The following is a 22,511-nucleotide window of genomic DNA, read 5'->3' as shown; positions in this document are numbered from 1 at the left end:
TTATATCTCGCGCTTTTTCGATACTGCGATCCACCTCTGCGTTTGTGGCTGTGGCATGCACACGGTGACGCCGCTGAGTGGGGATGGCTGGACACTCGGCACCCACACAGACGGCTCGGTGAGCCTAAGCCCATCAATTCGAAATCCCTGTGGAACCCATTACTGGATTGAGCAGGATAGGATTATTATGACCGATGACTCAACTGCCGATACACAGGCCCATATTGCCACGGTGCAGGCTCGGCTTCAGACCATCATTCACGAGCTGAACATCCGGGCGGCGCATCACGATGAAAGCAAACTGTGGGAACCAGAAAAAAGCGGCTATGATCGGCTGACGCTGGCGCTCACGGATGTGGCCTATGACACCGAGGCGTACCGTGCGGCGCTTGCCGAGGCGCAGTCGGCCATTGCGCATCACTATCAGGTCAATCGCCATCATCCTGAGCATTTTCCCGATGGTATTACTAATATGACCCTGATCGACCTCATCGAAATGCTCTGCGATTGGAAAGCCGCGAGCGAGCGTACGCAGCAGGACAGTATCGCCAAAAGCCTGACGCATAATCAGCAGCGGTTTGGCATTGACGATCAACTCGCGACCATCTTAGCCAATACGGTTCAGGCATTGGAGTGGTAAGCAATGGCGCATGATCCTCATCATCCTGATCACCCGCTTCAGCACCCGCTGACCCGCGCCGTAGACGCGGTCATCACTGGAGTTGAGCATGTGCTGCATAGTCGCCAGGCGGACATGCTCCGGCATGCGCTCAATGAGCTGCTCGTGCGAGTCTTTGAGCAAGTGGCGGCCACGAGTAGCCGTATGAGTGTGCTGGCGCATCAGCGGATCGAGACACTGGCGGCACGCGTCAATGACCTGGAGCAGCGTGTCAATGCCTTGGAGCGCCGTGCGCCGGATCGCCAGCGTCCTATGGGAGGTCGAGAATGAAAAGCACATGGCCCTGGCACTTTTCGACAACGCCCCTCGGTGTTGAGGTGGACGTTGATCGCAATGCAGGCTCTGTGGTCGGCGCGACGGTTGGAACTATTCAGGGCGGGCACGGCGGCGAACATCATGTGGTGGTCAATATCGCCCAGCAGCTTGATAATCCGCCGGACACCATGCGCGAGTACTTGAAGAGTTTGTGGAAAAACCAACTCACGTATCAGCGCGATCAGTATGTGTATCGCCAGCAGCGCGAGGCCGATGAGCGGCGGCGCGAGCAGACGCTGCGGCGCTACCAGCGCTGTGTGACGCGCTGGCTGATCGGCCTGACGGTCGTGGTCAGTCTTCTCGTCACGATCATGGTGATCTGGATCGTGCAGTGGACAGCGCGATTTGGGTGGCTGTGGTGAGTGATCGGAGCGCCATGGTGGTGGTGCTCCTCCTCAGTGCACTGAGCGGGGCGCTCGTGAGTGCACTTTGCGCGTGGCTCTGGCTCATCACGAGTCAGAGCTGTGGAGGGGGATAGGCCCCAGTTAACCCTTTACGACAAAGGCCTGTCCTCGTGGGGCATAAATGATGGAACATCCTTTGACGCTCCATCCGTTCGATTCGATAGCCATCGTTCTTCCTTCCTTTCTTGTTTGACAGTATAATTATAGCACACTAGAGCCTTGTGTCATAATGACACTAATGAAAAAGTGAAAAGTCCCGTTGTTTTCGTCTATGGAGTTTTCGTCTATGGCTGCCCCTCGTGCCACAACCCCCCGTCAAAGCATGGCCTTTGACCGCCTGATTAATGCCATGGATTTGCGCGGCTTGAGCGGCACAGAGATCGCCGCTCAATTATTGCAGACCCATGGTATTACGATGAGTCCCCAAGCAGTACGGAGTCGTATTCGTAAAATGAACGCTGCTACGCATCAGGCACGAGAGGACAAGATCGCACATGAAGAACGATTGCTCACTTGGGCTATCAGTGAAGCGATGGATGCCTGGGAGTCGAGTAAACGTGTGCAGGAAACCACCATTACAGAGCGCCGTGATAGTGGAGAGGGCGGGGCCTCACTTAAAGCGAGTGTTCGGAAAGAAACAACGAGCGGCGAAGCCACGCATTTAGGCAATCTCATCCGCGCTAGTGAGCGCCGATCAAAACTTCTTGGTTTAGATGCCCCAGCCAAACAAGAGCTGAGCGGCCCTGATGCGGGGCGTATTCCGATTGATCTGTTTCAGCAGGCCCTGCTACGTGCGTATGACGACCCTGACACCAATGATGCCACACCCGCATCCTGACAGTCCGATAGACCGCTATGCGCGTGCTGCCCGCCGCGCTGGGGTCGCGCCCGATCAGCTCGCGCTGTTTGTGCGCGGCGGGTACGTTGCCCAGCCGCATCAGCTTGCGTGGCATGCGGCGTTTCGTGCCGCTGATGCGGCTGATGGCCCAGAGCAGATTGCTGTCGGTGGACGACGCGGGCCAGGGAAAACGCATGCGGTGTTTGCGCAAATCGCACTCGATGATTGTCAGCGCATGCCGGGTCTCAAAATGTTGTTTCTACGGAAAGTGCTGAAAGCTGCACGGGAGAGCTTTGAGGATGTTCGCCGCAAAATCCTGTATGCGACGCCACATCAGTATCGCGCTCAGGCCGGGGTGGTCGTTTTTCCGAACGGCAGCCGGATTGTGCTAGGACACTTTGCCCATGAGGACGACATCGATCAATATTTAGGCATTGAGTATGATGGCGTCGCCATTGAAGAAGTGACACAGCTCAGCAAAACCAAGCTAACGATGTTACGGGGATCGATTCGTTCCACCATGCCTGATTGGCGACCGCGCCTTTACCTGACGACCAATCCGGGCGGCATTGGTCATGCGTATTTCCGTGAGACGTTTGTGCTGCCTTGGCGGTTTGGTACGGAAACGGTAACCCGTTTTCTTCCGGCGCACGCTGATCAAAATCGCTATCTGGACACGGGCTATCGGGCGTGGCTTGCTGGGCTGGATGGCGTGCTTGGCAAAATGTGGCGCGATGGGGATTGGGATGCCGCCGGTGGTCAGTTTTTTACAAACTGGCAGTATGATCGGATCGCGTGTCCACCACTTACGACGATCCCCGATCATTGGCGTGTGTGGCTTGCCATGGACTATGGCTTCCAACATTACACGGTGATCTATCTTGTGGCACAAGAAAGTGATGGGCGGATCATTTTTGTTGACGAGCATGCAGCCCGTCGTTGGCTGATACCGCGTCATGCCGAGGCGGTCACGGCGATGCTTGCCCACTACGGCCTCACGCCATCGCGCCTGAGCGCATGTGTTGCTGGTGGCGATCTGTTTGGTACCGAGAGCAGTGGGCACAGTCCTGCAACCACATGGCGCGATGCGGGCTACCAGTGGACAGCGGCGACGAATGATCGGATTGCGGGTGCCGCTGAATGGCTTCGGCGCTTAGGCGACCCACACCGCCATCAGACACCAACCGTTGCTATCACAACCCGCTGTCCGCGCTTGCTTGCGACCATGCCGCTTCTACTGTCTGATCCCAAGCGCCCAGAAGATGTGTTGAAAATCGATACCGATGCCGATGGCGAGGGTGGCGATGATGCATATGACGCGGCCCGCTATGGACTGATGGTGAGACCAATCACTGTCCGTCGTGCGCCGTCAAGCTATAGCTATTATGGCGGATAATCAAGGAGGGTTTTCCATGGTGACTGACACGGTATTCACGGCCTCTGCCGCGCAGCTGGCGGATCGTCTGCCGCCCCTGTCTGAGACTGCCCTGCGGCTTGCGCCGTTCCTGGCAGGCGATCATTGGCATAGCGGCGGCGGCTGGATCGGCGCGTTGCCCCATGATCCTGCTGCACGAGCGCTGGCCCTCCGCGACATTGCGGCGGCGTTTATCTGGCAAGATGTGCTGGGGCGTGCGCGTGATCGCCATCGGGATGGTGTCGTGGGGCGTGAGCCGCGCTGGGATTTGTTCCAGGCGACCACGCCGGTCGGGGCGGCCCTAACGAGCTGGTGGGATGCGCGCCGTATGGGGCTGCTCCTCCAGACAACGGTCGACCTCTTGCTGCGTGATACGCGCTGTGTGTGGCGTCTGATGCTGCCCGATCTCCCCACTGGCACGTCCCAGGATGCGCTGTGTCATGCTATCGCCATCCAGGTGTTGCCCGCGAGTCAGGCAACGGTGATCGATGACGCCTGGTCACAGCCCGCTGTGGGCATTGCCCACGTTCATGATGGCACCGATGCGCTGCTGGAGCTGACGGCCCAGCGCGATACGATGACCGTGCTGCGGCTGCTGCGCGGCGACACCGTCGTGGACGAAGCGAGCTACCAACTTGGGGGCCGCCTACTGCACTATGAGTTGCGCCGCGAGGCGTTCTTCTCGCCCGCTTGCCTTCAGCTCCAGCAGGCGCTGAACCTCGCGTATACGCAGATGGTGCGCAATGTCAATCTCGCGGGAAGCCGCGAGCGCTGGGCGCTCAATGCCCAGCCGCCCGGCTACTGGCAGGCCGCGCAACCAGACGAGCGCGGCGCAATTCAGGTGTCCCCCGGCATCTGGCAACGCTATGTTGTGACGCCTGCCGCGCTTGGCCCCGGCGGTGTTACCTATCTTCAAGGCGCGGAGGTTCGCGATACCGACGACCGCCTGACGGGGTATGCCAACCCGTCGATTAATTTTGTGGAGCCGATTGCCACGACCACGTTTGAGGCCACGATTGCGACCCTGAAGCGTGCCTTGCATGAGGAGACGAATCAGTTGCATGTGCTTATGGGCGATGATGCTACTGCCAGTGGGCGGTCACGACTGGAAGCGCGGGCCGAGTTTATCACCAGTCTCCGCGCAACGGCGACCCCACTTGAGGCGGCGATCCGCTGGCTTTTAGAGACCGTCTTTGTGTGGAGCCATGACCTGGCGGGCATGCCAATCCCAGTCGTCCGCGCTGAGGCCGCGTGCCGCCTGAGCGCGGGGCCGCTTGCTCCGACTGATATGTTGGCAATCAGCCAGCTTGTCAATGCCGGGCATCTGAGCCTTGAGACAGCGCTGACCATGTTTGGCATTGACGATCCTGACGCTGAGCGTTTGCGCCTACAGGCCGCGCCAGCGCACGGGGGCCCCGTATGACCGCACGCCGGCGTCCGCCAGCACCGACGTGTCCAGCAACGATCCAGATTGGCCCTGTGCAGTATGCCGTCGTCGTCACAGCTGCGGCGTATGCCGCACGGATGGTTGTGGCGAACGAGCCGTTTTGGGGGCTGATCGATTATGGAGAGGCGCTCATTGTGTTGCAACCGACCCACCCTGATCATGTGCGTCTGGCGCTGCTGCACGAGGTGCTTCACGGCTGTTGGCATCTGCATGAGCCTTTGAGTGAGACGATCACCGAAGAGCAGGCCATTCGGACATTAACCGGGTCACTGCTTGATACATTACGCCGCAACCCCGCCCTGGTTGCTTTTTTACTGACAGAAAGTCCCCCGCATGCCGTCAAGTCATGATCTGAGTGTGCTTGATCTGCTACTGCGTGATCCGCAGCATCCCGTCGTGCGGGCGCAGCTGGAGCAGCTCTATGCCGCGCTCTGTCAACAGGAGCGCGGCATCGGGCAGCAACGGGCGCTTGTCGGGCGGCTTCTTGGGATAGCGCCCTCCAAGGTTGACAACGCCCGTAAAACGTCGTACACTGAGTAGAACAAAAGAGCGGGTATCAGCACGCATCATGCGCCCTGATAGGAACGAGCAAAAATGCCGTCCTATCAGGGCGTTTTTGTATGCGTGCTGCCCCTCGCATACCTCAAGGAGTTTGTATGCCTACTGTCCCTGACGATTCCGCCGTTGATACGGCTGCTCCTGACGATTCCGCCGTTGACGATCTCGCCCCACGGGGGAGTGATCTGCTTGAGCGGTATGGCACCGATGCGGTGCGATTAGCCGAGCGGCTCGCCGTCGTCTTGCAGGACAATCATGCGCTGCGCGGGAAAAACCGCACGCTGCGCCAGCAGGTGTCTGCGACCCCTGCACTTCCCGCAGGACACCTTGTGCTGACGGCGGAGCAGGCCACGCAGTGGGCGGCCTATCAGCAGCTCGGGACCCCTGATGTGCTACAGCAGCAGATCACGGCGACGGCCCAAACAGCGCGAGATTTGCTTATTCGCCAGGCTGCCGATGCGGCCCACCTGGACGCGGCAAAGCTTGCCCGCCTGATCACACCCGATATGGAGGTAACGATCACGCCTGCAATGGGAGATGCTCCCGCTCAGGCCTGTATTGTGCGCGACGGCACCGCTATCCCGATCCGGGAGGATGGAGCGATTGCGCCTTTTTTATCGGCCCTTGATCAGAGTCCCGCACGGTCTAGCCCTGTCCGACAGCCGCTCGCCGCTGCGTCGCCGTCTGATCCAGTCGCCGCCTACTTAGCATCCATCAATACGGCACGGCACGCCGTCGTGCCATAGGAGTTTTCATTTATGGCAACCACAACCACAACCGTCGCCACCCCTGGGTGGCTCGTCGATCCCCACAGCGCTGATCGTGATGGTGGACACCAAATCGATTGGGCGCAGGTCAGCGCCACCAACGCCGACGGAAAGAAAACCATCCCCGCAGGAGCAACCGTTGGAATACTGCTTGGGAACGGCAAAATCAGCCCACGCGTCGTAACCACCAATCCGGCGGTCGGCCTGCTTGAGACAACCGCCGTCGAGGGCGATCCTACCGCTGCCCTGACCGGCTACGGCCTGATCGTTGGGGGCGTCATTCATGAAAATCTGCTCCCTGACGCGACTGGCACCCCGCGCACGCTGGCAGCCCCCATCAAAACAGAATTGAACGCCGCTGGAACGGGCTTTGCATGGCGCACATACAACGACGGGAGGGCAAGCTAATGGACATTACCTTCACCGATGCGCTTGCTCGTCTCGGCCCCAATGCGGCTCAGCGCATTATTAATGAATTACGCCCAACTCAACAGTATGTGTTTAGCCGCTTATTGCCAGACACACCTATTCCGGATTACACCGTCAAGGATAGCACGATCACGGTACGGGCGGTGATGGCAGGTCTCGTCGGCATGGACTCTCCGTATCCCGAAAGCGGTGTCATGAGCGTTAGCACGTTTATGGAGCAATCCGCGAAGGTCGCGCTCGCGCTTGATCTTCCAGAGGCTTCGTTGCGTCATCTACAACAACTCGTGATGCAATCACAACTTCGCGGTGGCAGTAGCACCGAGGCAATTACGCAGCAGGTGCTCAATTTTGCTCGTCTTCTAGCCCAAGCACAGCTTGATACTGCTGAATGGATGCGTGGACAAGTTTTTGGAAGGGGTGCCATTGATTGGACATTTAATGGCATTCGCCTTCAGGTCGATTACGGGTTACCCGCCGCGCATAAATTCGCCGTTCGTACCGGCAATGATGCCTATGGCGGAAGTGCATCAAAATTCTGGGCTGACATTCAGGCAAGTGATCTTGCACTCGGAGGTCGCGTTGACTATCGTTTTGTTAGTCGCGCAACCTATTTGAAAATTATCAGTAATCCGGTCAATCAGTTGATCGTTACGAATCAGGATGCCTTTACTGCCACCGTTCGACGAATAAATGCGCAGCAGCAGTTTACCTCTGACGTGCGCGACATTGTCTCGTTCATGATTATCGATCAGAGCGGTGATGTCATCCGACAAGCAACGATTGCTGGTCAAGCACCAGAACTTGTCCAAGTTCCCTTTTTTCCAGACAATGTCATGACCAGCGTTGGCGTACCGCAGCTGAATACCTGGACAGTGGCAAGCGGCAGTGTGCCGCTGGACACGCCGGGTCTCCTTGGCTATATGCATTTGGCCCCCACCGTTGAAGGCGGCGGCCTTGCTGGGCGCTGGGCGCGTGTCTACACCCCTGAGCATCGGCCTTGGGCGTTACGCGGCGAGACGGCCTGCAATGAATTGCCGGTCGTGTTCGACCCGAAACGGATTGTGATCGCTGGAACGGAGTAGGCGCTATGCCGTTTAATCCTGCGCTCGTAACAGATATCGATCATCTACGACTCGCGGTTGGCGACACTGCCGACCCATCATGGCTGGATGACGTAACGTATCAGGCACTCTTGACGCAGGCGGGCGGCGATTATACCGCCGCTCTGCCTGCGGTTTTCACGGCTGTTCTTGCACACGTCGGTATGTTGGCCTCAAAAATGAGTGCTGATGCCGTGACCTTGGAATATGCTGATCGGCTTGCAACGCTGCGCGCTGGGCATGCTGCTGCTCAGCGCGCAGCACAACGGTATCCGTTTTCTGGTGCACCACGCGGGAGCACCACTGGACGTGTTGAACAGGTTTTTTAGAGAGGTTTTCCCATGACAACAAAGCGCAAAGCATTGGATCTGCGATCAATTCGTGCCCTCGTGCCGTTTGTGCTCGCAGATGGCGTCACTATTTTTCCAGCTGGCGCGGTCGGTACGGTATCAACAACCGAGGCCGATGCGCTCGTGCTTGCAGGAAAGGCAGTTTTTGTTGATGCAACCCAGCGCGATGCCACGCCACAGCCGTTGCCGGGTATTGACCCATGACCCTTCTCACGGCTCAGGAATATAACGCATTGTGTCAAGCCCGCGCAACACAGATGACCGAGACTGGAACGGTGCATCGCAAACCGCCAGGCCCTCAGTCTGGCGATGTGCGTGATTGGCCAATCGTGCATGTTGAACTCGGGCTGCTGACGACCTCACGACGACTAAGCCAGGCTCGCGATGGCCTTTTGACCGAACGTGATCAGCCGCAGTGGATCACACGTATCGAGAGTGCAACGCGTGCGGGAGATATGCTTCATGTGCGCGATTGCTGGTTTGCGGTTGGAGCCGCACGAACACAAACCATTCAGACAGCGGCAACATTTCCGTTGACGGAGGTAAAACTGTCATGACACTCAAACTCTCCCGTTGGGATCGCCTACAGACGAATGTGGATGCCGCCTGTGATCGTGGCGTGTTTCAGGCTGCCACCATGGTGGCTGATCTCGCGGCACAATTGGCCCCCGTCGATACAGGGGAGCTACGCGATTCTGGGTCTGTGCATCCGTCTGCGCCAAACGGCACATCCACGTATGATGTGCGATTCACCGCTGACCATGCGCGGTTCGTTGAGTATGGCACGACCGATCCGTCGTATCCCGCACAACCTTTTCTTGGCCCTGCTGTCCGTGCAATTGACATCAAGCGGGCTATCCGCGATGCATTAAAGCCGTTCCTTGTATGAGTGCCCCAAACGCCATTCCGACCGCTATCAGCCATCTGACGACCTTTTTTGTGGGTCAGCTTGGCCCGTTTGTCGCAGGCAACGTCTATGCATCGCAAGCGCCGGTCGGCGTGCCGCTTCCCTGTATCGTGTGGCATAGTCATGATCGGGGTGGGCGTGCTGAATCGTTCATTGGGCAGACCATCTGGACAGGCGAGATTGCAATCCGCGTTTTTGCGGCAAGCGAAGCAGGCGCGTCCGATGTGGCGATAGCCATTGCCACCTCCCTTCCTGGACGCTACACGCATGCGGATCGAACACTTCGTGTTCTTGTTACCCGTCCACTTCCACCAATACCTGCCAGTGACAGCCCGATTTGGGCGGCTGGCTTTGTTTATACCATCACCATCACATAAACAGGAGGTTTTCCTATGGCAGCCGGTGCAAGCACACCTATTGTTGGAACGAACGGAAAAATTACCTTAACACTTGGTGCTGCAACCAGTCAAGGTTTTTTTGTCGGTGACTGGGAAGTTGCTGTTGAAGTAAAAACAGAGGAGACTGGGCCGTGGATTGGCAATCCCAACACGGTTGATATTCCCGCCGGGCGAAAGATCACTTTTAAGCTTAGCGGGCATGTGTCGCCGACAGGGGAAGACGCTGACAGCGACGCTTTTGTTGCGGGTCTGCAACAGGCATACTTTGTGGGAACTGAGCCTGATACGCTCGTGTTTGACACCATTAAAGGATCGAAGTTTACCTTTGCGAAAGCAACCACAACCTATAGTAAGTACACGTACAAACAAGAGGCGAAGGGCGGTGTGACGTTCGAGGCGGAGGGATCAGGGATTCCCACGGTAGCTGCCGGATCGGCTAGCTAGCCATGGCACAGCTTATTTCCTTTGCGCCACCAACTGTCACGACCTACGGTACGATCCACGATGCCCTTGGACAGGCGGATCGTGCCGAGGTTGATGTGCTCATTCCTGATTGGCAGCGCGCTGATGGCACTCCGCTCAAGTGGCGCATTCGTAGCCTCTCGTTGGTAGATCAGGATGCAATTCATCGGGCGGAGCGGCTCGCGATTCATCGGCGGAGTACCGTCCTGCCTGATGACACGGATTACCCGGTTTTTGCAGCTGAGACAATACGCCGCTGCATGGTGGTGCCTTCCCTTGACGACATTAGCGCAAAGACGCTGATAATGCAAAGTAATCCTGCCATTATGCGCCAGCTCGTCGATCTGGTCTGGGGCTTGTCAGATAAAACAATGGCAGAAATCGAGGTTCTCCTTGTTACACTCACCACCGCGCCACCCGATCATGAGTCGGCAGCAGCGCACGCATGATGCAAGCGTCTGTGCGCTTGCGGGTATCCTGCCTGCCTGGGCGTCGCGTATTGCTCAGCAGCGCGGCCTACATACGGCTGCCGTCCTTCATGATCGGGCCGCCCTTCTGCGTATGATCGCGGAAGACCTTGCGGCTATGGCGCAGCACCAGGCCGCGCATTGCATTGCGGCAGCCGGAAGCCGTCTTCCATCGGTACCCCAGGTAACGCCAACCTCTAGTCTTCTCGATCAGGCAGTCGCCCGCTTACTGACAGCGGAGCGACAGCGCCGTCAGGCTGACCCTACCCTTTCTGATCGCTTGCTGGCCCTTCAGGAGTCAATGGCATGAGTGACGATTCTCTCTCGGTCACAATCAGTGGTCGTGATGTCAATCTTAAACGCCTACTGACAGAACTCCGCCGCGATTTGGTTGCAACCGATCAGGCCGGAACACGAACAGGGCGAGGCGTCGGTGATGGACTCGCGCAAGGAACGGCGCAGGGTCAAGCGGGCGTTCTTCGTTTGCAGAGTGCTATGGCTCGGTTTGAGGCGCAGACTGGACAAACAGACGCCGCCATCCGGCGCTTGAAAACATCCTTAAGCGTGATTGGGCAATCGACACCGCAAACAATTGCGATGCACGGACAGCTTGCGCGGCTTGAGGAACAAGCGGCAAAAGCGGCAAGCACGATCCCGAAAACGACAAGTGCCCTCCATCAACTTGCCGGGGCCGCAGGGCCGCTCGCAGCGGCTTTTGCCGTTGACACATTACGCCAGTATGGGCAAGAAGCGATCCTTCTCGCAAATCGTACCAAGGATGCCAAAAGTGCGCTGGAAACGCTTGCTGGATCGCCTCGCCTGTACGCCGAGGCTTTACAAGCGGCAACAACGCAACAACGCCTTTTTGGTGGATCGCTCGCAGACAATATTCAAGGCATTCAGGGCCTTATTACGGTTGCGCGCTCCAGCGGAGCAGAACTGACACAACTCATTGATCTCTCTCAGCGTTTAAGTATTAAAGACCCCACACAGGGTATTGCTGGCGCTCGTACAGCACTCAATGAAGCGCTCGAAGGCGATCCATCGTCGCTCGCACGACGCTACGAAATCCCCAAAGCGGCCTTAGCCGCATTGCGTGATGAGAGTATCTCCACGCAGCAAAAACTCGCCATTCTTGATCAATATCTGAACCAGATCGGCATCACGAGCGAGAGTGTTGCTGGTTCCATCAGCCGTGAAACGCAAGCCATGAACGCGCTTGCCGCCAGTGCGGAAGCGGTGCAATTAAAGGTTGGCGCGATGCTTAGCCAAGCTTTGACCCCTGCTGCTGAGGGCGCAACAGCGCTGATGCAAAGTCTCGCAACTGGCGAACAGGCGAACGCAACGCTTACCGCGCTCGTGGTGACGCTCCAGGAATTGAGCGGCGCGACATCGAGTAGTAGCGCCGAAAACATTACGTTTGTCAGTAGCTTGCTCAGCGCAATCGGCGTCTTAACGCCTGCACAACAAGCGACCGCTGAACTAGACGCGCAACTCAATGCGCTTGCACAGCAATTTGCCACAGGCGCGATAACCGCTGCTGAGTATAATGCACAGAGTGCCGCGCTCGTGACAGAACAAGCCCGCGTCACGGATGCGACACAAACGCTGGACGCTGCACAAAATCAACTCACGGCAACCACACAGACAACGAGCCAAGCCATGATTGATGCGGCGCACCATCTTGCAGCTGAGGCAGAACAAAAAGCGGCAAGTGCCGCTCAAGGTGATGCCCTCGCCGCCGTTCAAGCGACGCTGGCTGGTCTCGGTGGATCGGTCGCCGCTGGACTGATGACAAGCGCGCAAGCCGCCGCCACGCTTGCCGCACAATACCAAATCACAGAGGATGCCGCGTATCGCCTCGTCGCAGCACAAGCGGCTGTTGCTGCTGGACAAGCCCGGCTTGCTGCGCAAGCCAAACAAACACGCGATCTTACCCAGGGTGGCGCAGGATATAACGCGCCAGGGCGACGGGGCAATACGGATGCTGATATTGCGCGCGTGGCGACACTCCAGCAAGAGGCACGCGCGCAGCAAGCCGTGGCGCGCACGACCGCCACGGCGACGGCGGCGCGGCGCGCCGCTACGAGCGCTCGTCCAGTATCACGCGGCGGTGGCGGCGGCGGTGGCAGCAGCGCTCCCCGTGTGACAGAAGCGCAACAGACAGCACAACGGCTTGCGGAGATAGAGCGCGACTCAGCGACGCAACGACAAAACATCGAGCAGGATCACCAAGAAACGATGGCAGACATTGCGGCTGATGGCGCACAAAAGCGTGCGGCGGCGGAAGCGCAACTTCATAGTACACGACTACGAGGCCGCGCTGACTTTTACCGTCGCCTTGCCGACATGGATCAGGCGCAAGCGCAACGTATGAGCGCCGCGTATGAGCAGATTGAGCAGGAGACAAGCGCCATTGCCGCTGAACAAGGCGCTGATGTTGCGGCGGCTTATCGTGAAGCGGCACTCAAGGCCGCCGAAGCGCAAATCACGCTCCAGCAAGAAATTGCCCAGGCGCGGAAAGATGGCGATGAAGGAAAGGCGCACTATCTCGAAGGCGTCGCCGCGCTCCAGGCAGCAGCAGATGCGGATGAACTTGCCCGTATCCGCAGCCAAGGAAGTGCACTCGCAGCGGAATCAGCACGTCGCTATGCTGATGAAGAACGGCGTTATGCAGAGCATCTGGATCGCATGCAGGCGACCTATAATGAAAAAGTGGGAAAAGCCACCGCCGCCACCCTTCCGCCACCGAGTCGCGTGCCACCGCCGCCATCGCCGCCACTGCCCAGCACGACCGCCACGGCAACCGGGGACGGTGCGACAAGAACAAACGCTGCACCTGTGCAGGATGCCGCCGCTAGTCAGGCGGTCAAAAGCAGCCAGGAGGCGATTACCGATGGATTGCATGCCGTCAGAGAGGCTGTTGACGCCGTGCAAACCGCCGTGCAACACGTCGAGAGCGCGATCCGGTCATTAAAAACAACAAGGCCTTTTGCATCATGACTGTTCAACGCATTACAATCCAGGGAATTCCATATGATGTATCAAGCATTCGTCGTAGCGATGCGCGCATTGGAACGCGCTTTCAGGCGCGGAACGGAGCGAGCCGATTAGCGCTACGAGCGGTCATAACAACATATACGCTCGCGCTTCATGGCATCCCATGGAGCATGGTGTCAAATCTCCGCGCCTTAACGACGAGCACAAGTCCTCTCACGCTTATCGACGAGCATGGCGGAACGGCGACCGTTCAGCTCCTTGATGATCTCTGCGAAAGCGAAAGCACGGTGCTCAGCGCTGACAATCAGACGATTTTGTATGATGTGACGCTGACCCTCACGGAGGTGTTATGACCCCACCGAGCCGTGAACAAATTGAAGCCACGACGACGCAGCCTATCTACGAAATCGCCTACTGGCTCAACGGGATATGGAACAGCATTGATCCTGACGATGTACAGGATGCTGATCCGCAGCATAGCACAAGTGCTGATTTGCATGGCGTCGCCTTCGGGGCGAGTGTTGGAGCATCCTGCACTATTGTGCTCGCGGATACGCCTGCTTTGCGCGCACTCCCCTGGGCGCAATTGCCAGTGCGTGTCTCTTTCGGTTTTGCAACAAGCAATCTTGTCGATGCCTTTCGTGGCATCGTGATGCGCTACGCGCGAGATGGGGACACGATCACGTGGTCATGTGCAGGCCTTGACGTTTTGCTGAGCACAATCCCCATCTATTCGCCGCTGTTGGCACAACGCCTGATGGCAACGGCGACGTCAGGGAGTACGCAGGAAGACCCAGCGATAAGCACATGGCGTGGCGGGATCATCAACTATATATTCTGGATGTGTGGTGGACGACCGCTTGAACAACAGGCTAGTTTTCCGGCGGCGCTTTTTTATTACACCTGCCAGGCGGCCTTGATTGCGCCCGCCTGGTCGTGGGTTGCTGGAGAAAATGCCTGGGATGAGCTGCAACGTTTGTGTACGGGCGGTGGTGGGCAAGTGGTGCAACGCCCTGATGGCGTTTTTGCCTATAGTAATCCGCTCTCGTTTGGCGCAGGCCCCAGCACCATGACGATCACGAGCGCGCATATAGACACGTTTCAGATTGCTGGCGATGCTCATGATATGGTCGCCAGTGTCCGATGTCGTGTCACCAATCGCCTGCTCCAGTTGGAGCAGGCAGTGTATGAAGATGCAACACCACGCCTCATTGGGCCGGGCGCTCCGATCACCATTGTCTGCGATATGGCGGTGCCCGTGTATGATTATGTGTTTGCCTCTTCTGGCGCTCCCACATTGCCGGAAGATGCGGTGCTCGTGACAACACTGGGAGGTATACCCGCCACAGGCATTACTGCCACGCTGACCCAAATCGGAGCTGCGCGTGCGACACTTCAGATTAGTAGCAGTAGCGGTCAAACGGTCGTTTGTCGGCGCATTATGCTGCGCGGTCGTCCTGTTGCTGTTGTTGGCGACGAGCAACTGGTGATTGGGAACGGGACACCACAATTGGAAATAAGCGATGATGTGGCGGTACTGATCCAAACGGCAGATCACGCGCAGATGATCGGCTCGCTCTATACGAGTTTTTATGGACAAACACGCCCCGTTGTCACACTGTCATTGTTGTATGATCCTGATCGAAAACTCGGCGAGCGTGTAACGCTCAATCTTCCTGATGATGGTTTTGCTATGGTGCCTATGCGTATTGTTGCCGTGCGTGTGCAGGAAACGGGAGCGCGAATGGAACTGGATGTTGTCAGCGTGGCAGGTCTCCCCACAGACGATCAGTTTTTTCTCCTGGACACGGTCTATGCTGACAGTGACACGCGTCAGCTCAGTTACTGAGGAATGGCTGTATGCTTATAACGTATCCCTACGGACTCGCGCTTACCGCAGGTCAACCGCTCAGCGCTTGGCAATGTCTCAATCGACTCCGGATCAAGGCAGGATATCTTGAATCGTTAGCCTATCGAGGACGGCGCGCCACAACCGAATATATTGATCAGCCATTTGAAAACTATGATGCGAATCCAACGCCGTTGGCCTTTGGCTCTTGGCTGCATCGCATTGGATTTACAACATTGCATGTGCATGTGGGATTACCAGTCACCAGTACGCTCCGTGTGTGGCTCAACGAAACGCTTGTCGTGAATCAAAGTTACGCTGCCGGTGCGCATGCCATCACCATTGCCATTCATGCGCGGGGCTATGCTGACTATCAGCGGGTGGATATGATTGTTGAGGTCGTGCATACCGGCGCACGCGGCTATAAATGCTACGATGCGTTTGTATCACCGGTCAGTGGCGTGACGGGAAGCGCGCCCAGTCTTCCGGCATTGTTCGGGAGTACGCTTGACAGCGCCGCGCTCCTGCAACTGGGGAGTGCTGCTGATTGGTGCATGCGCGTGATGGCGACGACATTGCAAAGTGCCTTTATGGGTGTTCAGCACATGAGTTTCCTTGATCGTGTTGATCAATGGACAATTTGGACAGGATCGATCAGTCAGAGCAATGGAGCCAATCGCCTGATGATCAGTGTTCAGTATCATGTTCGCACAAATGATACTGAATGGCTGCAAGTATTCATAAGCGGTTCTCCGGTTGCCACGTCTCCGACCTGGCACGCTGGAGATTACGGGTGGTATCTTTTTGACATTGATATTAGTGGCTATGCGGCAAATGCTATTCTCGATCTTCGCATTGTCCAGGTGGTAACGGTCGCCGGGAGCGGCGCAGTGCTTGGCAGCCGTTACAGCCTTCTTGATGTCTATACACAGCGCGCCAGTTATCCCGCAAGTACCCTCCCGGCACTGCGCACGCCGCTTGAGACACTCAGCTACGGTACGCTCCGCACAACGCATCTGCATCCCATTCAAGCACACATTGCCGCAGTCATCAGTTCGATTCAGGCAGCGAATGATATATTTGATCGTGTGCGGCTCAGCCGTTGGACACCCGGCATTGATGCTGGACAGCGGCACTATTTTGGTGCAGAAAGCCGCCTCCGTCATGCGATGGGGCGTCGTGCACATGACGTCCTGTGGGTTGCTGGACGCGATGTGCTGTTGTGTTATGGCCCAGCAACTGCGCAGCCAGATCGCACGCCCGTGATGACCTGGGCTTATGAAGAGCGCCTGACGGCGCAAGATGCGATTGAGACCAAACGTGTGGCGTTTGATGCGTTCCCTGGTCTTTTCCCTGGCATGCCGTATGCGGTTGTCGGCGCCGATATACGCCTTGTTCAGGAAGGATGGGAATAAAGGAAATGCCTCGAAAAAACGCACGAGACAAAATCATTGATCGCATACCGCAGGCGCACACGACTCGCGGGTTGACGCTCGGCGCAACGGTTGTCGGCGTGCCGCCGCCGAATACACCGTCAGATGTGCTCCGTGCCGATGGAAGTGTGCCGCTGGTGGGTGCGCTGACCGTGAGCGCGGGCGTGACCATTGATGGTGTCGATCTCAGTGCCCACGCGGCGTCGCCAGACGCGCATCATGCCGCGCTCGTCGGCCTGGCAGCAGACAGCGGCACGACGACACCGGATGAAAACGATCAGATCACCCTTGTCGGCGGGAACGGACTGAGCAGCAGCGCGAGCGGATCAGCCGTCACGCTTCAGCTTGACACGCCGCTCACGATCAGTGCAACGAGCCTCAACATGGCAGGTGCAGGGCATAGTCATGCGGTACAAGGGAGCAGCGCGCCGGGGGCCACGATGAGTTTGCTCACGACGAGCGCGAGTGGCGGACTGACATTGGGGAGTAGCACCCTGGTGGTGGACGCTGCAGCTGGGCGCGTGGGGATCGGCATGACAGCCAGCGCGGCCCGCCTTGATATTACGGGATCAGCACAGGAGGCCGCGCTGCGCGTCACGACCTCGGCAACCACGGCGCATGCCATCGTGCTGAGCGCGCCGAGCCTGACAAGCGGGAGCCTGATCGCGGCAACCCTCCCGGCTGATCGTCCAGTGATCCAGGCAGGCGCGAGTGGCGATCCTCACGCACGCCTCACGCTGCTCCCCACCGGGCTGCTGCTGGGATCAGGGAGTGCGACTCCTGATGTCATGATGCGTCGTGGTGGCGCACAACATCTCATCATAGACAATAATGCGCTGGGCGGAGCCGTTGACGTGAGCGTTAGTCGAAAAATGACAGCTGGGTCACTCACTCCTGGCGCGGCAATGATCACCAGCGTTTCTGCTGGTGGGCCACAACTTCGATTGAGCTATGACAGTAGCCATTACATGGATTTCGTGATCGATAATGGCGGCAGCTGGACGATTGCGCCAACCGGCGATGTGATTGTCGATGCTGGCGGCAAGGATGTTCGGCCCCAGACGACATACGATCAAAATCTGGGATTAATCAATAAAAAATGGCTCAGCATTCACGCGGCAGAATTACATGTTGAAACCCTCGTTGCACAAGACACGATTGCAACCATCGGTGGACGAATCCTTGTTGGCCCCACAACCGTGCTGACGACTGATCTGCTTGCAACGGGCGGCGGTGGAGGTGGAACCCCAACCGCGCCGCTTTTCGTTGCCGCAAGCAGTGTTGCGATTGCATCGAGCGCGACGCAAATTAGCCAAACGCCACCGGCGGGGACGCTGAGCGGGCATCTGCTGCTTGCCTATCTAACGGGTCGTGCTGATAGTCAAAATATAACGCCGCCTGCTGGCTGGAGCGTGGCGCTTGCCGTGACTGAGGATACGGCAGCAGCACCCAATACGTTTCACGCGGTCTATTGGAAAAACGCAGGCGCAAACGAGCCGAGCACAAGCTACACATTTACCGGGAGCGTGTCTGGGACATGGCTGCTCACGCTGAGTGCCTGGAGCGGTGCTGATCCGACGACCCCGATTCACGCTGTTGCCAGCCAGGTCAATGCAATCGCCAATACCGTTACCGCGCCGAGTCTAAGCCCAACAATAACACCGACCACCCTGATCATGCTTGCAACCGGATCAACCGGGAAACTCATTACGCCACCTGCGAGTATGACGGAAACCTGGGACGGGAGCGGTGGTACCACCGTGGCGCTAGCGTTTGGTGCCACGGAAGCGCTGAGCGCGACCGGCGCAACCGGCACGCGCACAGGCGCGGTCACTGATGGCTCAGCAAAACGCACGATGGCGGCAAGCCTCGTCCTTGCGCCTGCGCCGGTCACAGGGGGCGGGAGTAGTACCATCACGGTCAAGCACAATCAGCTCCAGCAGAACGATATTGTGTATGCTGAGGGTGAGGGTCGTGTTGAGTTTATGCAGATCGCCTCAGCAGCAACAGGGAGCGGCCCGTACACGTATACTGTCGTGCGTGACCTTGATGGCACGGGAGCCAACGCATGGGACGCTGGAGCTGCGCTGTTTAATACTGGACAGACCGGCAATGGTTTTATTGATCTTTATAGTCTGCGCGGGATCAAGAGTGCAACGCAAGCAGGCCCTACTATTGTTGGCAATGTGCGTACCGGCACGACATACAACGCGTGGGCCGAACACTGGGCACTGGGCAACCTGAATGGGCTGTATGATTATAGCGCCACAACGTATGGCGCAGCGCTTGGGCGGTACACCGGCGCTGGAGGGACGACACCATGGCTGAGCGTTGACGCAACACACGGCCTCCGCATCATGCGGGGATCGACCAAATTGGGACAGTGGGACACCAGCGGCACGATCACGGTTGGCTCCGTTGCTGCCGGTATGGGTAATCTCCTGCTTGATAGCGGTGGCCTTCGCCTTCGTACAAATACGGTAGTCAAGGTGGATGCCCAGACCGATGGCGATTTGCTGATCGGCACGAATACAAGCGCGCCCGCCACCACGTTTTTGAGCATGTTTAGCGTGGCGCAAACCTACAACGGCGAAAGCATGGCAGCAGGCGATCTGCTGTTGGGCGATAATTCTGCCAATCGCGCCAACCTGAAATGGACAGCCAGCGATGGCTATCTACGTTTTCGCGGAGGGACAACCACGCAGGCATGGATCAACACGACGGGCGCGATCACCGCAGGCGGCGGTGACGTGGTGCTGGACACAGAAGGCATTACGATCAAAGCGACCGGAGCGTCTCCTCTTGATCAGGGAATGATCAAATTCAAAGACGCGGCGAATGTGTCATATGGCACCATCACGGCGCTTGATAATGGCAATGCGCGAAGCCTTGAGCTACGAGCGACCGCAGCAGGGAGTGTCAACGATAACGAGGGTGAGGTTTTGTTGCTTGGTACCAACAAAAACGGAGCAAACTGGGGACTTATTAGCGCAAGAGGATATTTTAGTTCAGCACGTGTGTCGCTGTATGTGACGGTGGGAGCCGTCCAAGAATCGCTTATTTTGTATCCGAGTGTAACGAGGATTTCAACAGGGCTTTCCATTGGTTCACCAACCTATGATCCGGTCAATACCAACAACTTGAGCGTCCAAGGCACGGTCGTCGCAGGAGGCTATGTTCATCCAGGGAATCAAACGGCCTACGGCATAACCTTCGATTCGAACCCATTTAGCTGGGGCGGCGGTGCTGCCATTCGAACGAATGCAAGCATTGCTGCAAATGGCGCAGTACTTTGCGATGCATGGTTTCGCAGCAAGGGAGCAACGGGCTGGCTAAACATGGATTACGGCGGTGGCCTCTGGATGCAGTCCAGTGCAACAGTAGAGATATACGGCGGAAAACATTTTTCTGTTCCTTCTGGTAATGGTTCGATCCGCCTTCCGATCAATGCAGGCGTCGCGCTTGCAATTAAAGGCGTTGGGAATTCCAGTGCGACATATGCGCTATCGCTCGTCAACAATGCCAATAGTCCACTTTTGTATTGTCGCGATGACCTCTACAACTGGGTGAGCAGTGCTTGGGCAATTGGATCAGACCGCGTCTTTAAGACGGCAATCGAGCCAATCCGCGCTGAGACAGGCCACGCGCTCACGATTCGCCAATACAAGCGACACGGCTCCGAGCGCCTTGAGTATGGCCTGATCGCCCAGGAAGTCGAGGCTGTTCTCCCCGCCGTCGTCTCAGCAGCGCCAGATGGGACGCTCGCCGTTGACTATAATGGCGCGATCCTCGCAATGATCCACGCGCTGCGTCAGGAAGTGGCAGCATTAGCATTGCTTTGTCGGCAAGAGCCGAAACCGTAAACAGTTTTTAGAAAGGAAACCATCATGGAATTGTCTGTAACAGCTCGGCAACACGTTCTTCGGGGTCTTATGGAACAAGTACAAGAGGAGCAGTATCGGGCGGAAATTAGTCTTCGGGTGCAGAAGAAAGTGGGCAGCACTGAGCAAGTGGAGGTGCTCACCACTGCGCTGGAGCGCTACGAGATGATGCTCGACGAGCTGCATGCGGTATGGGCGGAGCTTGTTTCGTCATGATCGGACTGCGCCTGTGCGGTGCGCTCGTCCTGGCGCTGCTCGTGGTGCCTGCGCCGCCGCCGCAGCTGAGCGCCGTGTGGCACGCTGACGGCCTCCACGTTGCGTGGACAAGCGCCATTCCAGTGTGCTTGGCAGTTGAAAATGCACAACCGGCGCTTCTCCCAGAGACGTGTGACCCCGCCGTCGTTGCCTGGACGCTCTCCGCAGGCGGCGTGGACGCGGCCTATGCTGTCCGGCTGGACACAACGCTGCACCTCATCGCCAACGATGGACAGCCACGCGTGCTAACTTCGCTGCGTGCGCCGCCACGGTTTCAGCGCTGGTTGCCCGTGATTGGTCGGTCAGCATAAGAAAAAGCCCCTGGCTCTTGTGTCAGAACCAGGAGATGTTGGGTATTCCTCTCGCGGGGCAGGTTTTATGCATTGGGGGGGCGATTGGTCGTCTGGAGCGCTCGCCAGCGCCGACCATACTGCTGCCAGAGGTGATCGACCTCCTGCGCAGCAGCTAACGCTGCCTGCATATCAGGCAGCGTGCCGGTGTGCCTGGCAGTCGTTTCAGTGTTCTCGTGTGAACCGAAGATATGTGACCACTTCAGGCGTGCCACAATAAGGCGTCCTAAAACATAGCAGGGGAGTTTCTGTAGTAGTGTTTGACGAACGCGGCCTGGGCCGCGTATTTGTTGTACCAATAGGCCTGGGCCTCTACCAGGGCCTCCCTCCCGTGGTCATGTGCGTATCGACGTACTTCGTCGATACCGCTGTCCCAGGTGGGGGCGCAGTCCATCAAATGGCTTGTGATGCGGCGATGGGCTTTATGCCCACGCCCTGGTTTTCCGGTTTCTGGCTTCTGCTGCTGAAACCAGTCATAAAGGGTTTTTTCTGCTGCCCCCTCGTAGCAGTTTTGAAAAAGTGCATACGTCCATTTCAGCGCGGCGGCTGGTATACCGGTTTGGCGCTCCAAATCATCCATATCGGGCCATGCGTCAAACCACTCGTTTGGCGCAGGCGGAATACCAATTTCCGCCTGGATGTTCTCGATCATGTTCATGTTCATGTTTCTGCTTTCTCTGACCTCAGTCAGTCCTTTTTGTTTCGTATCAGATCTTTCTGTGCCCCGCGATCAGCGTCAACTGATCGCGGGGCAGATTTTATGCATTGGGGGGGCGATTGGTCGCCTGGAGCGCTCGCCAGCGCCGACCATACTGCTGCCAGAGGTGATCGACCTCCTGCGCAGCAGCTAACGCTGCCTGCATATCAGGCAGCGTGAAAGTTGTATTTGCGCGCCGAGCCAACGATTCGGCGCGGGCGCGGGCGTGCATGAGCTGATGCTCCAGGCGTAACAGCTCTGGGTCTTCCATTAGCCGTTCGCCAATTCGCGCGCCTGAATCTCAAACATGGTCTTGAAGGAGCGCTCGGCGCTTGGCCACTCCTTCAGACGAGCGTCGCTACTGGCGTATGACCACGCCTCAGCGAGTATCGCCTCGCTGTAGCCATAGCCAGCGATCTGTTCTCGCTGGCGAGCCAGCTCGACCAGCACCGCTCTCCGGACTATTTTGAAAGCCTCATCGTTTAACATGTTTCCTCCTTCGATCTTCGAT

The 22,511-nt window shown here is 57.6% G+C and carries 28 protein-coding genes; 25 read left to right on the top strand and 3 right to left on the bottom strand.

Translation table 11 applies throughout. From position 1 onward, the window contains the following. Positions 1 to 187 precede the first annotated feature (187 nt). The 7 genes from IPM06_17500 (at position 188) to IPM06_17470 (ending at position 5,447) form a co-directional block, all read left to right on the top strand. Positions 188 to 640, top strand: a complete 453-nt coding sequence (locus IPM06_17500; GenBank protein ID MBK8772200.1) for a hypothetical protein — start codon at positions 188 to 190, stop codon at positions 638 to 640. A gap of 3 nt (positions 641 to 643) precedes the next feature. Next, positions 644 to 949 carry a hypothetical protein gene (locus tag IPM06_17495; GenBank protein MBK8772199.1) on the top strand — a complete coding sequence of 102 codons (306 nt, stop codon included), beginning with the start codon at positions 644 to 646 and terminating at the stop codon, positions 947 to 949. Then, the gene (locus tag IPM06_17490; GenBank protein MBK8772198.1) at positions 946 to 1,356 is read left to right on the top strand and encodes a hypothetical protein; all 411 of its coding nucleotides are present in this window, start codon (positions 946 to 948) and stop codon (positions 1,354 to 1,356) included. The genes IPM06_17495 and IPM06_17490 overlap by 4 nt, the downstream gene beginning before the upstream one ends. 364 nt (positions 1,357 to 1,720) lie before the next feature. After that, positions 1,721 to 2,236: a hypothetical protein gene (locus IPM06_17485; GenBank protein MBK8772197.1), complete on the top strand. Its 516-nt coding sequence runs from the start codon at positions 1,721 to 1,723 to the stop codon at positions 2,234 to 2,236. Continuing rightward, the gene (locus tag IPM06_17480) at positions 2,196 to 3,632 is read left to right on the top strand and encodes a hypothetical protein (protein ID MBK8772196.1); all 1,437 of its coding nucleotides are present in this window, start codon (positions 2,196 to 2,198) and stop codon (positions 3,630 to 3,632) included. Before IPM06_17485 ends, IPM06_17480 begins: the two co-directional genes overlap by 41 nt. A 16-nt stretch (positions 3,633 to 3,648) precedes the next feature. Next, a complete protein-coding gene (locus tag IPM06_17475; GenBank protein MBK8772195.1) occupies positions 3,649 to 5,073 on the top strand; it encodes a hypothetical protein in 1,425 nt (474 codons plus the stop codon). Between the two features lie 56 nt (positions 5,074 to 5,129). Then, positions 5,130 to 5,447: a hypothetical protein gene (locus IPM06_17470; GenBank protein MBK8772194.1), complete on the top strand. Its 318-nt coding sequence runs from the start codon at positions 5,130 to 5,132 to the stop codon at positions 5,445 to 5,447. A 19-nt stretch (positions 5,448 to 5,466) separates the two neighbouring features. Here the strand turns inward: IPM06_17470 and IPM06_17465 are convergent, their stop codons facing one another. Next, on the bottom strand, positions 5,467 to 5,667 hold the full coding sequence (locus IPM06_17465) for a hypothetical protein (protein ID MBK8772193.1): 201 nt from the start codon (positions 5,665 to 5,667) through the stop codon (positions 5,467 to 5,469). A gap of 86 nt (positions 5,668 to 5,753) precedes the next feature. On the opposite strand from IPM06_17465, the gene IPM06_17460 reads away from it, so the two are divergent. The 17 genes from IPM06_17460 (at position 5,754) to IPM06_17380 (ending at position 21,264) form a co-directional block, all read left to right on the top strand. Continuing rightward, entirely contained in the window at positions 5,754 to 6,401 is a 648-nt protein-coding gene (locus IPM06_17460; GenBank protein MBK8772192.1) for a hypothetical protein, read from the top strand. A gap of 12 nt (positions 6,402 to 6,413) precedes the next feature. Next, positions 6,414 to 6,830: a hypothetical protein gene (locus tag IPM06_17455; protein ID MBK8772191.1), complete on the top strand. Its 417-nt coding sequence runs from the start codon at positions 6,414 to 6,416 to the stop codon at positions 6,828 to 6,830. Then, positions 6,830 to 7,933 (top strand): major capsid protein, encoded by a 1,104-nt coding sequence (locus tag IPM06_17450; protein MBK8772190.1) that lies wholly within the window; start codon positions 6,830 to 6,832, stop codon positions 7,931 to 7,933. Before IPM06_17455 ends, IPM06_17450 begins: the two co-directional genes overlap by 1 nt. A 5-nt stretch (positions 7,934 to 7,938) precedes the next feature. Beyond that, complete coding sequence (locus IPM06_17445; GenBank protein MBK8772189.1) at positions 7,939 to 8,280, top strand: hypothetical protein; 342 nt, start codon at positions 7,939 to 7,941, stop codon at positions 8,278 to 8,280. A 12-nt stretch (positions 8,281 to 8,292) separates the two neighbouring features. Further along, positions 8,293 to 8,505 carry a hypothetical protein gene (locus tag IPM06_17440; GenBank protein ID MBK8772188.1) on the top strand — a complete coding sequence of 71 codons (213 nt, stop codon included), beginning with the start codon at positions 8,293 to 8,295 and terminating at the stop codon, positions 8,503 to 8,505. Further along, complete coding sequence (locus IPM06_17435; GenBank protein MBK8772187.1) at positions 8,502 to 8,858, top strand: hypothetical protein; 357 nt, start codon at positions 8,502 to 8,504, stop codon at positions 8,856 to 8,858. Before IPM06_17440 ends, IPM06_17435 begins: the two co-directional genes overlap by 4 nt. Continuing rightward, positions 8,855 to 9,190 carry an HK97 gp10 family phage protein gene (locus IPM06_17430; GenBank protein ID MBK8772186.1) on the top strand — a complete coding sequence of 112 codons (336 nt, stop codon included), beginning with the start codon at positions 8,855 to 8,857 and terminating at the stop codon, positions 9,188 to 9,190. Before IPM06_17435 ends, IPM06_17430 begins: the two co-directional genes overlap by 4 nt. Continuing rightward, on the top strand, positions 9,187 to 9,585 hold the full coding sequence (locus IPM06_17425; GenBank protein ID MBK8772185.1) for a DUF3168 domain-containing protein: 399 nt from the start codon (positions 9,187 to 9,189) through the stop codon (positions 9,583 to 9,585). The genes IPM06_17430 and IPM06_17425 overlap by 4 nt, the downstream gene beginning before the upstream one ends. 15 nt (positions 9,586 to 9,600) lie before the next feature. After that, positions 9,601 to 10,050 carry a hypothetical protein gene (locus IPM06_17420; GenBank protein MBK8772184.1) on the top strand — a complete coding sequence of 150 codons (450 nt, stop codon included), beginning with the start codon at positions 9,601 to 9,603 and terminating at the stop codon, positions 10,048 to 10,050. Positions 10,051 to 10,052: 2 nt separating this feature from the next. Beyond that, a complete protein-coding gene (locus tag IPM06_17415; GenBank protein MBK8772183.1) occupies positions 10,053 to 10,517 on the top strand; it encodes a hypothetical protein in 465 nt (154 codons plus the stop codon). Positions 10,518 to 10,841: 324 nt separating this feature from the next. Beyond that, on the top strand, positions 10,842 to 13,538 hold the full coding sequence (locus tag IPM06_17410; GenBank protein MBK8772182.1) for a hypothetical protein: 2,697 nt from the start codon (positions 10,842 to 10,844) through the stop codon (positions 13,536 to 13,538). Further along, positions 13,535 to 13,888, top strand: a complete 354-nt coding sequence (locus IPM06_17405) for a hypothetical protein (protein MBK8772181.1) — start codon at positions 13,535 to 13,537, stop codon at positions 13,886 to 13,888. Before IPM06_17410 ends, IPM06_17405 begins: the two co-directional genes overlap by 4 nt. After that, the gene (locus IPM06_17400; GenBank protein ID MBK8772180.1) at positions 13,885 to 15,384 is read left to right on the top strand and encodes a hypothetical protein; all 1,500 of its coding nucleotides are present in this window, start codon (positions 13,885 to 13,887) and stop codon (positions 15,382 to 15,384) included. The genes IPM06_17405 and IPM06_17400 overlap by 4 nt, the downstream gene beginning before the upstream one ends. A gap of 11 nt (positions 15,385 to 15,395) precedes the next feature. Next, on the top strand, positions 15,396 to 16,799 hold the full coding sequence (locus tag IPM06_17395; protein ID MBK8772179.1) for a hypothetical protein: 1,404 nt from the start codon (positions 15,396 to 15,398) through the stop codon (positions 16,797 to 16,799). Next, positions 16,790 to 20,680 carry a tail fiber domain-containing protein gene (locus IPM06_17390; protein ID MBK8772178.1) on the top strand — a complete coding sequence of 1,297 codons (3,891 nt, stop codon included), beginning with the start codon at positions 16,790 to 16,792 and terminating at the stop codon, positions 20,678 to 20,680. Before IPM06_17395 ends, IPM06_17390 begins: the two co-directional genes overlap by 10 nt. 24 nt (positions 20,681 to 20,704) lie before the next feature. Continuing rightward, complete coding sequence (locus IPM06_17385; protein ID MBK8772177.1) at positions 20,705 to 20,914, top strand: hypothetical protein; 210 nt, start codon at positions 20,705 to 20,707, stop codon at positions 20,912 to 20,914. Further along, positions 20,911 to 21,264, top strand: coding sequence for a hypothetical protein (locus IPM06_17380; GenBank protein ID MBK8772176.1), 354 nt, complete (start codon positions 20,911 to 20,913; stop codon positions 21,262 to 21,264). Before IPM06_17385 ends, IPM06_17380 begins: the two co-directional genes overlap by 4 nt. Positions 21,265 to 21,529: 265 nt before the next feature. Here the strand turns inward: IPM06_17380 and IPM06_17375 are convergent, their stop codons facing one another. Then, positions 21,530 to 21,955, bottom strand: coding sequence for a hypothetical protein (locus IPM06_17375; protein ID MBK8772175.1), 426 nt, complete (start codon positions 21,953 to 21,955; stop codon positions 21,530 to 21,532). On the opposite strand from IPM06_17375, the gene IPM06_17370 reads away from it, so the two are divergent. Continuing rightward, positions 21,954 to 22,154 carry a hypothetical protein gene (locus IPM06_17370; protein MBK8772174.1) on the top strand — a complete coding sequence of 67 codons (201 nt, stop codon included), beginning with the start codon at positions 21,954 to 21,956 and terminating at the stop codon, positions 22,152 to 22,154. The two genes, IPM06_17375 and IPM06_17370, sit on opposite strands and share 2 nt — an antisense overlap. 116 nt (positions 22,155 to 22,270) lie before the next feature. Here IPM06_17370 and IPM06_17365 read toward each other — a convergent pair whose 3' ends face one another. Beyond that, positions 22,271 to 22,489 carry a hypothetical protein gene (locus tag IPM06_17365; GenBank protein ID MBK8772173.1) on the bottom strand — a complete coding sequence of 73 codons (219 nt, stop codon included), beginning with the start codon at positions 22,487 to 22,489 and terminating at the stop codon, positions 22,271 to 22,273. Between the last annotated feature and the right edge of the window lie 22 nt (positions 22,490 to 22,511).

Source organism: Hyphomicrobiales bacterium (assembly GCA_016710435.1).
Taxonomy (GTDB): Bacteria; Pseudomonadota; Alphaproteobacteria; order Rhizobiales; family Aestuariivirgaceae; genus Aestuariivirga.
The sequence above is the reverse complement of the archived record's forward strand: the minus strand, read 5'-3'. Positions and strand labels throughout refer to the sequence as shown.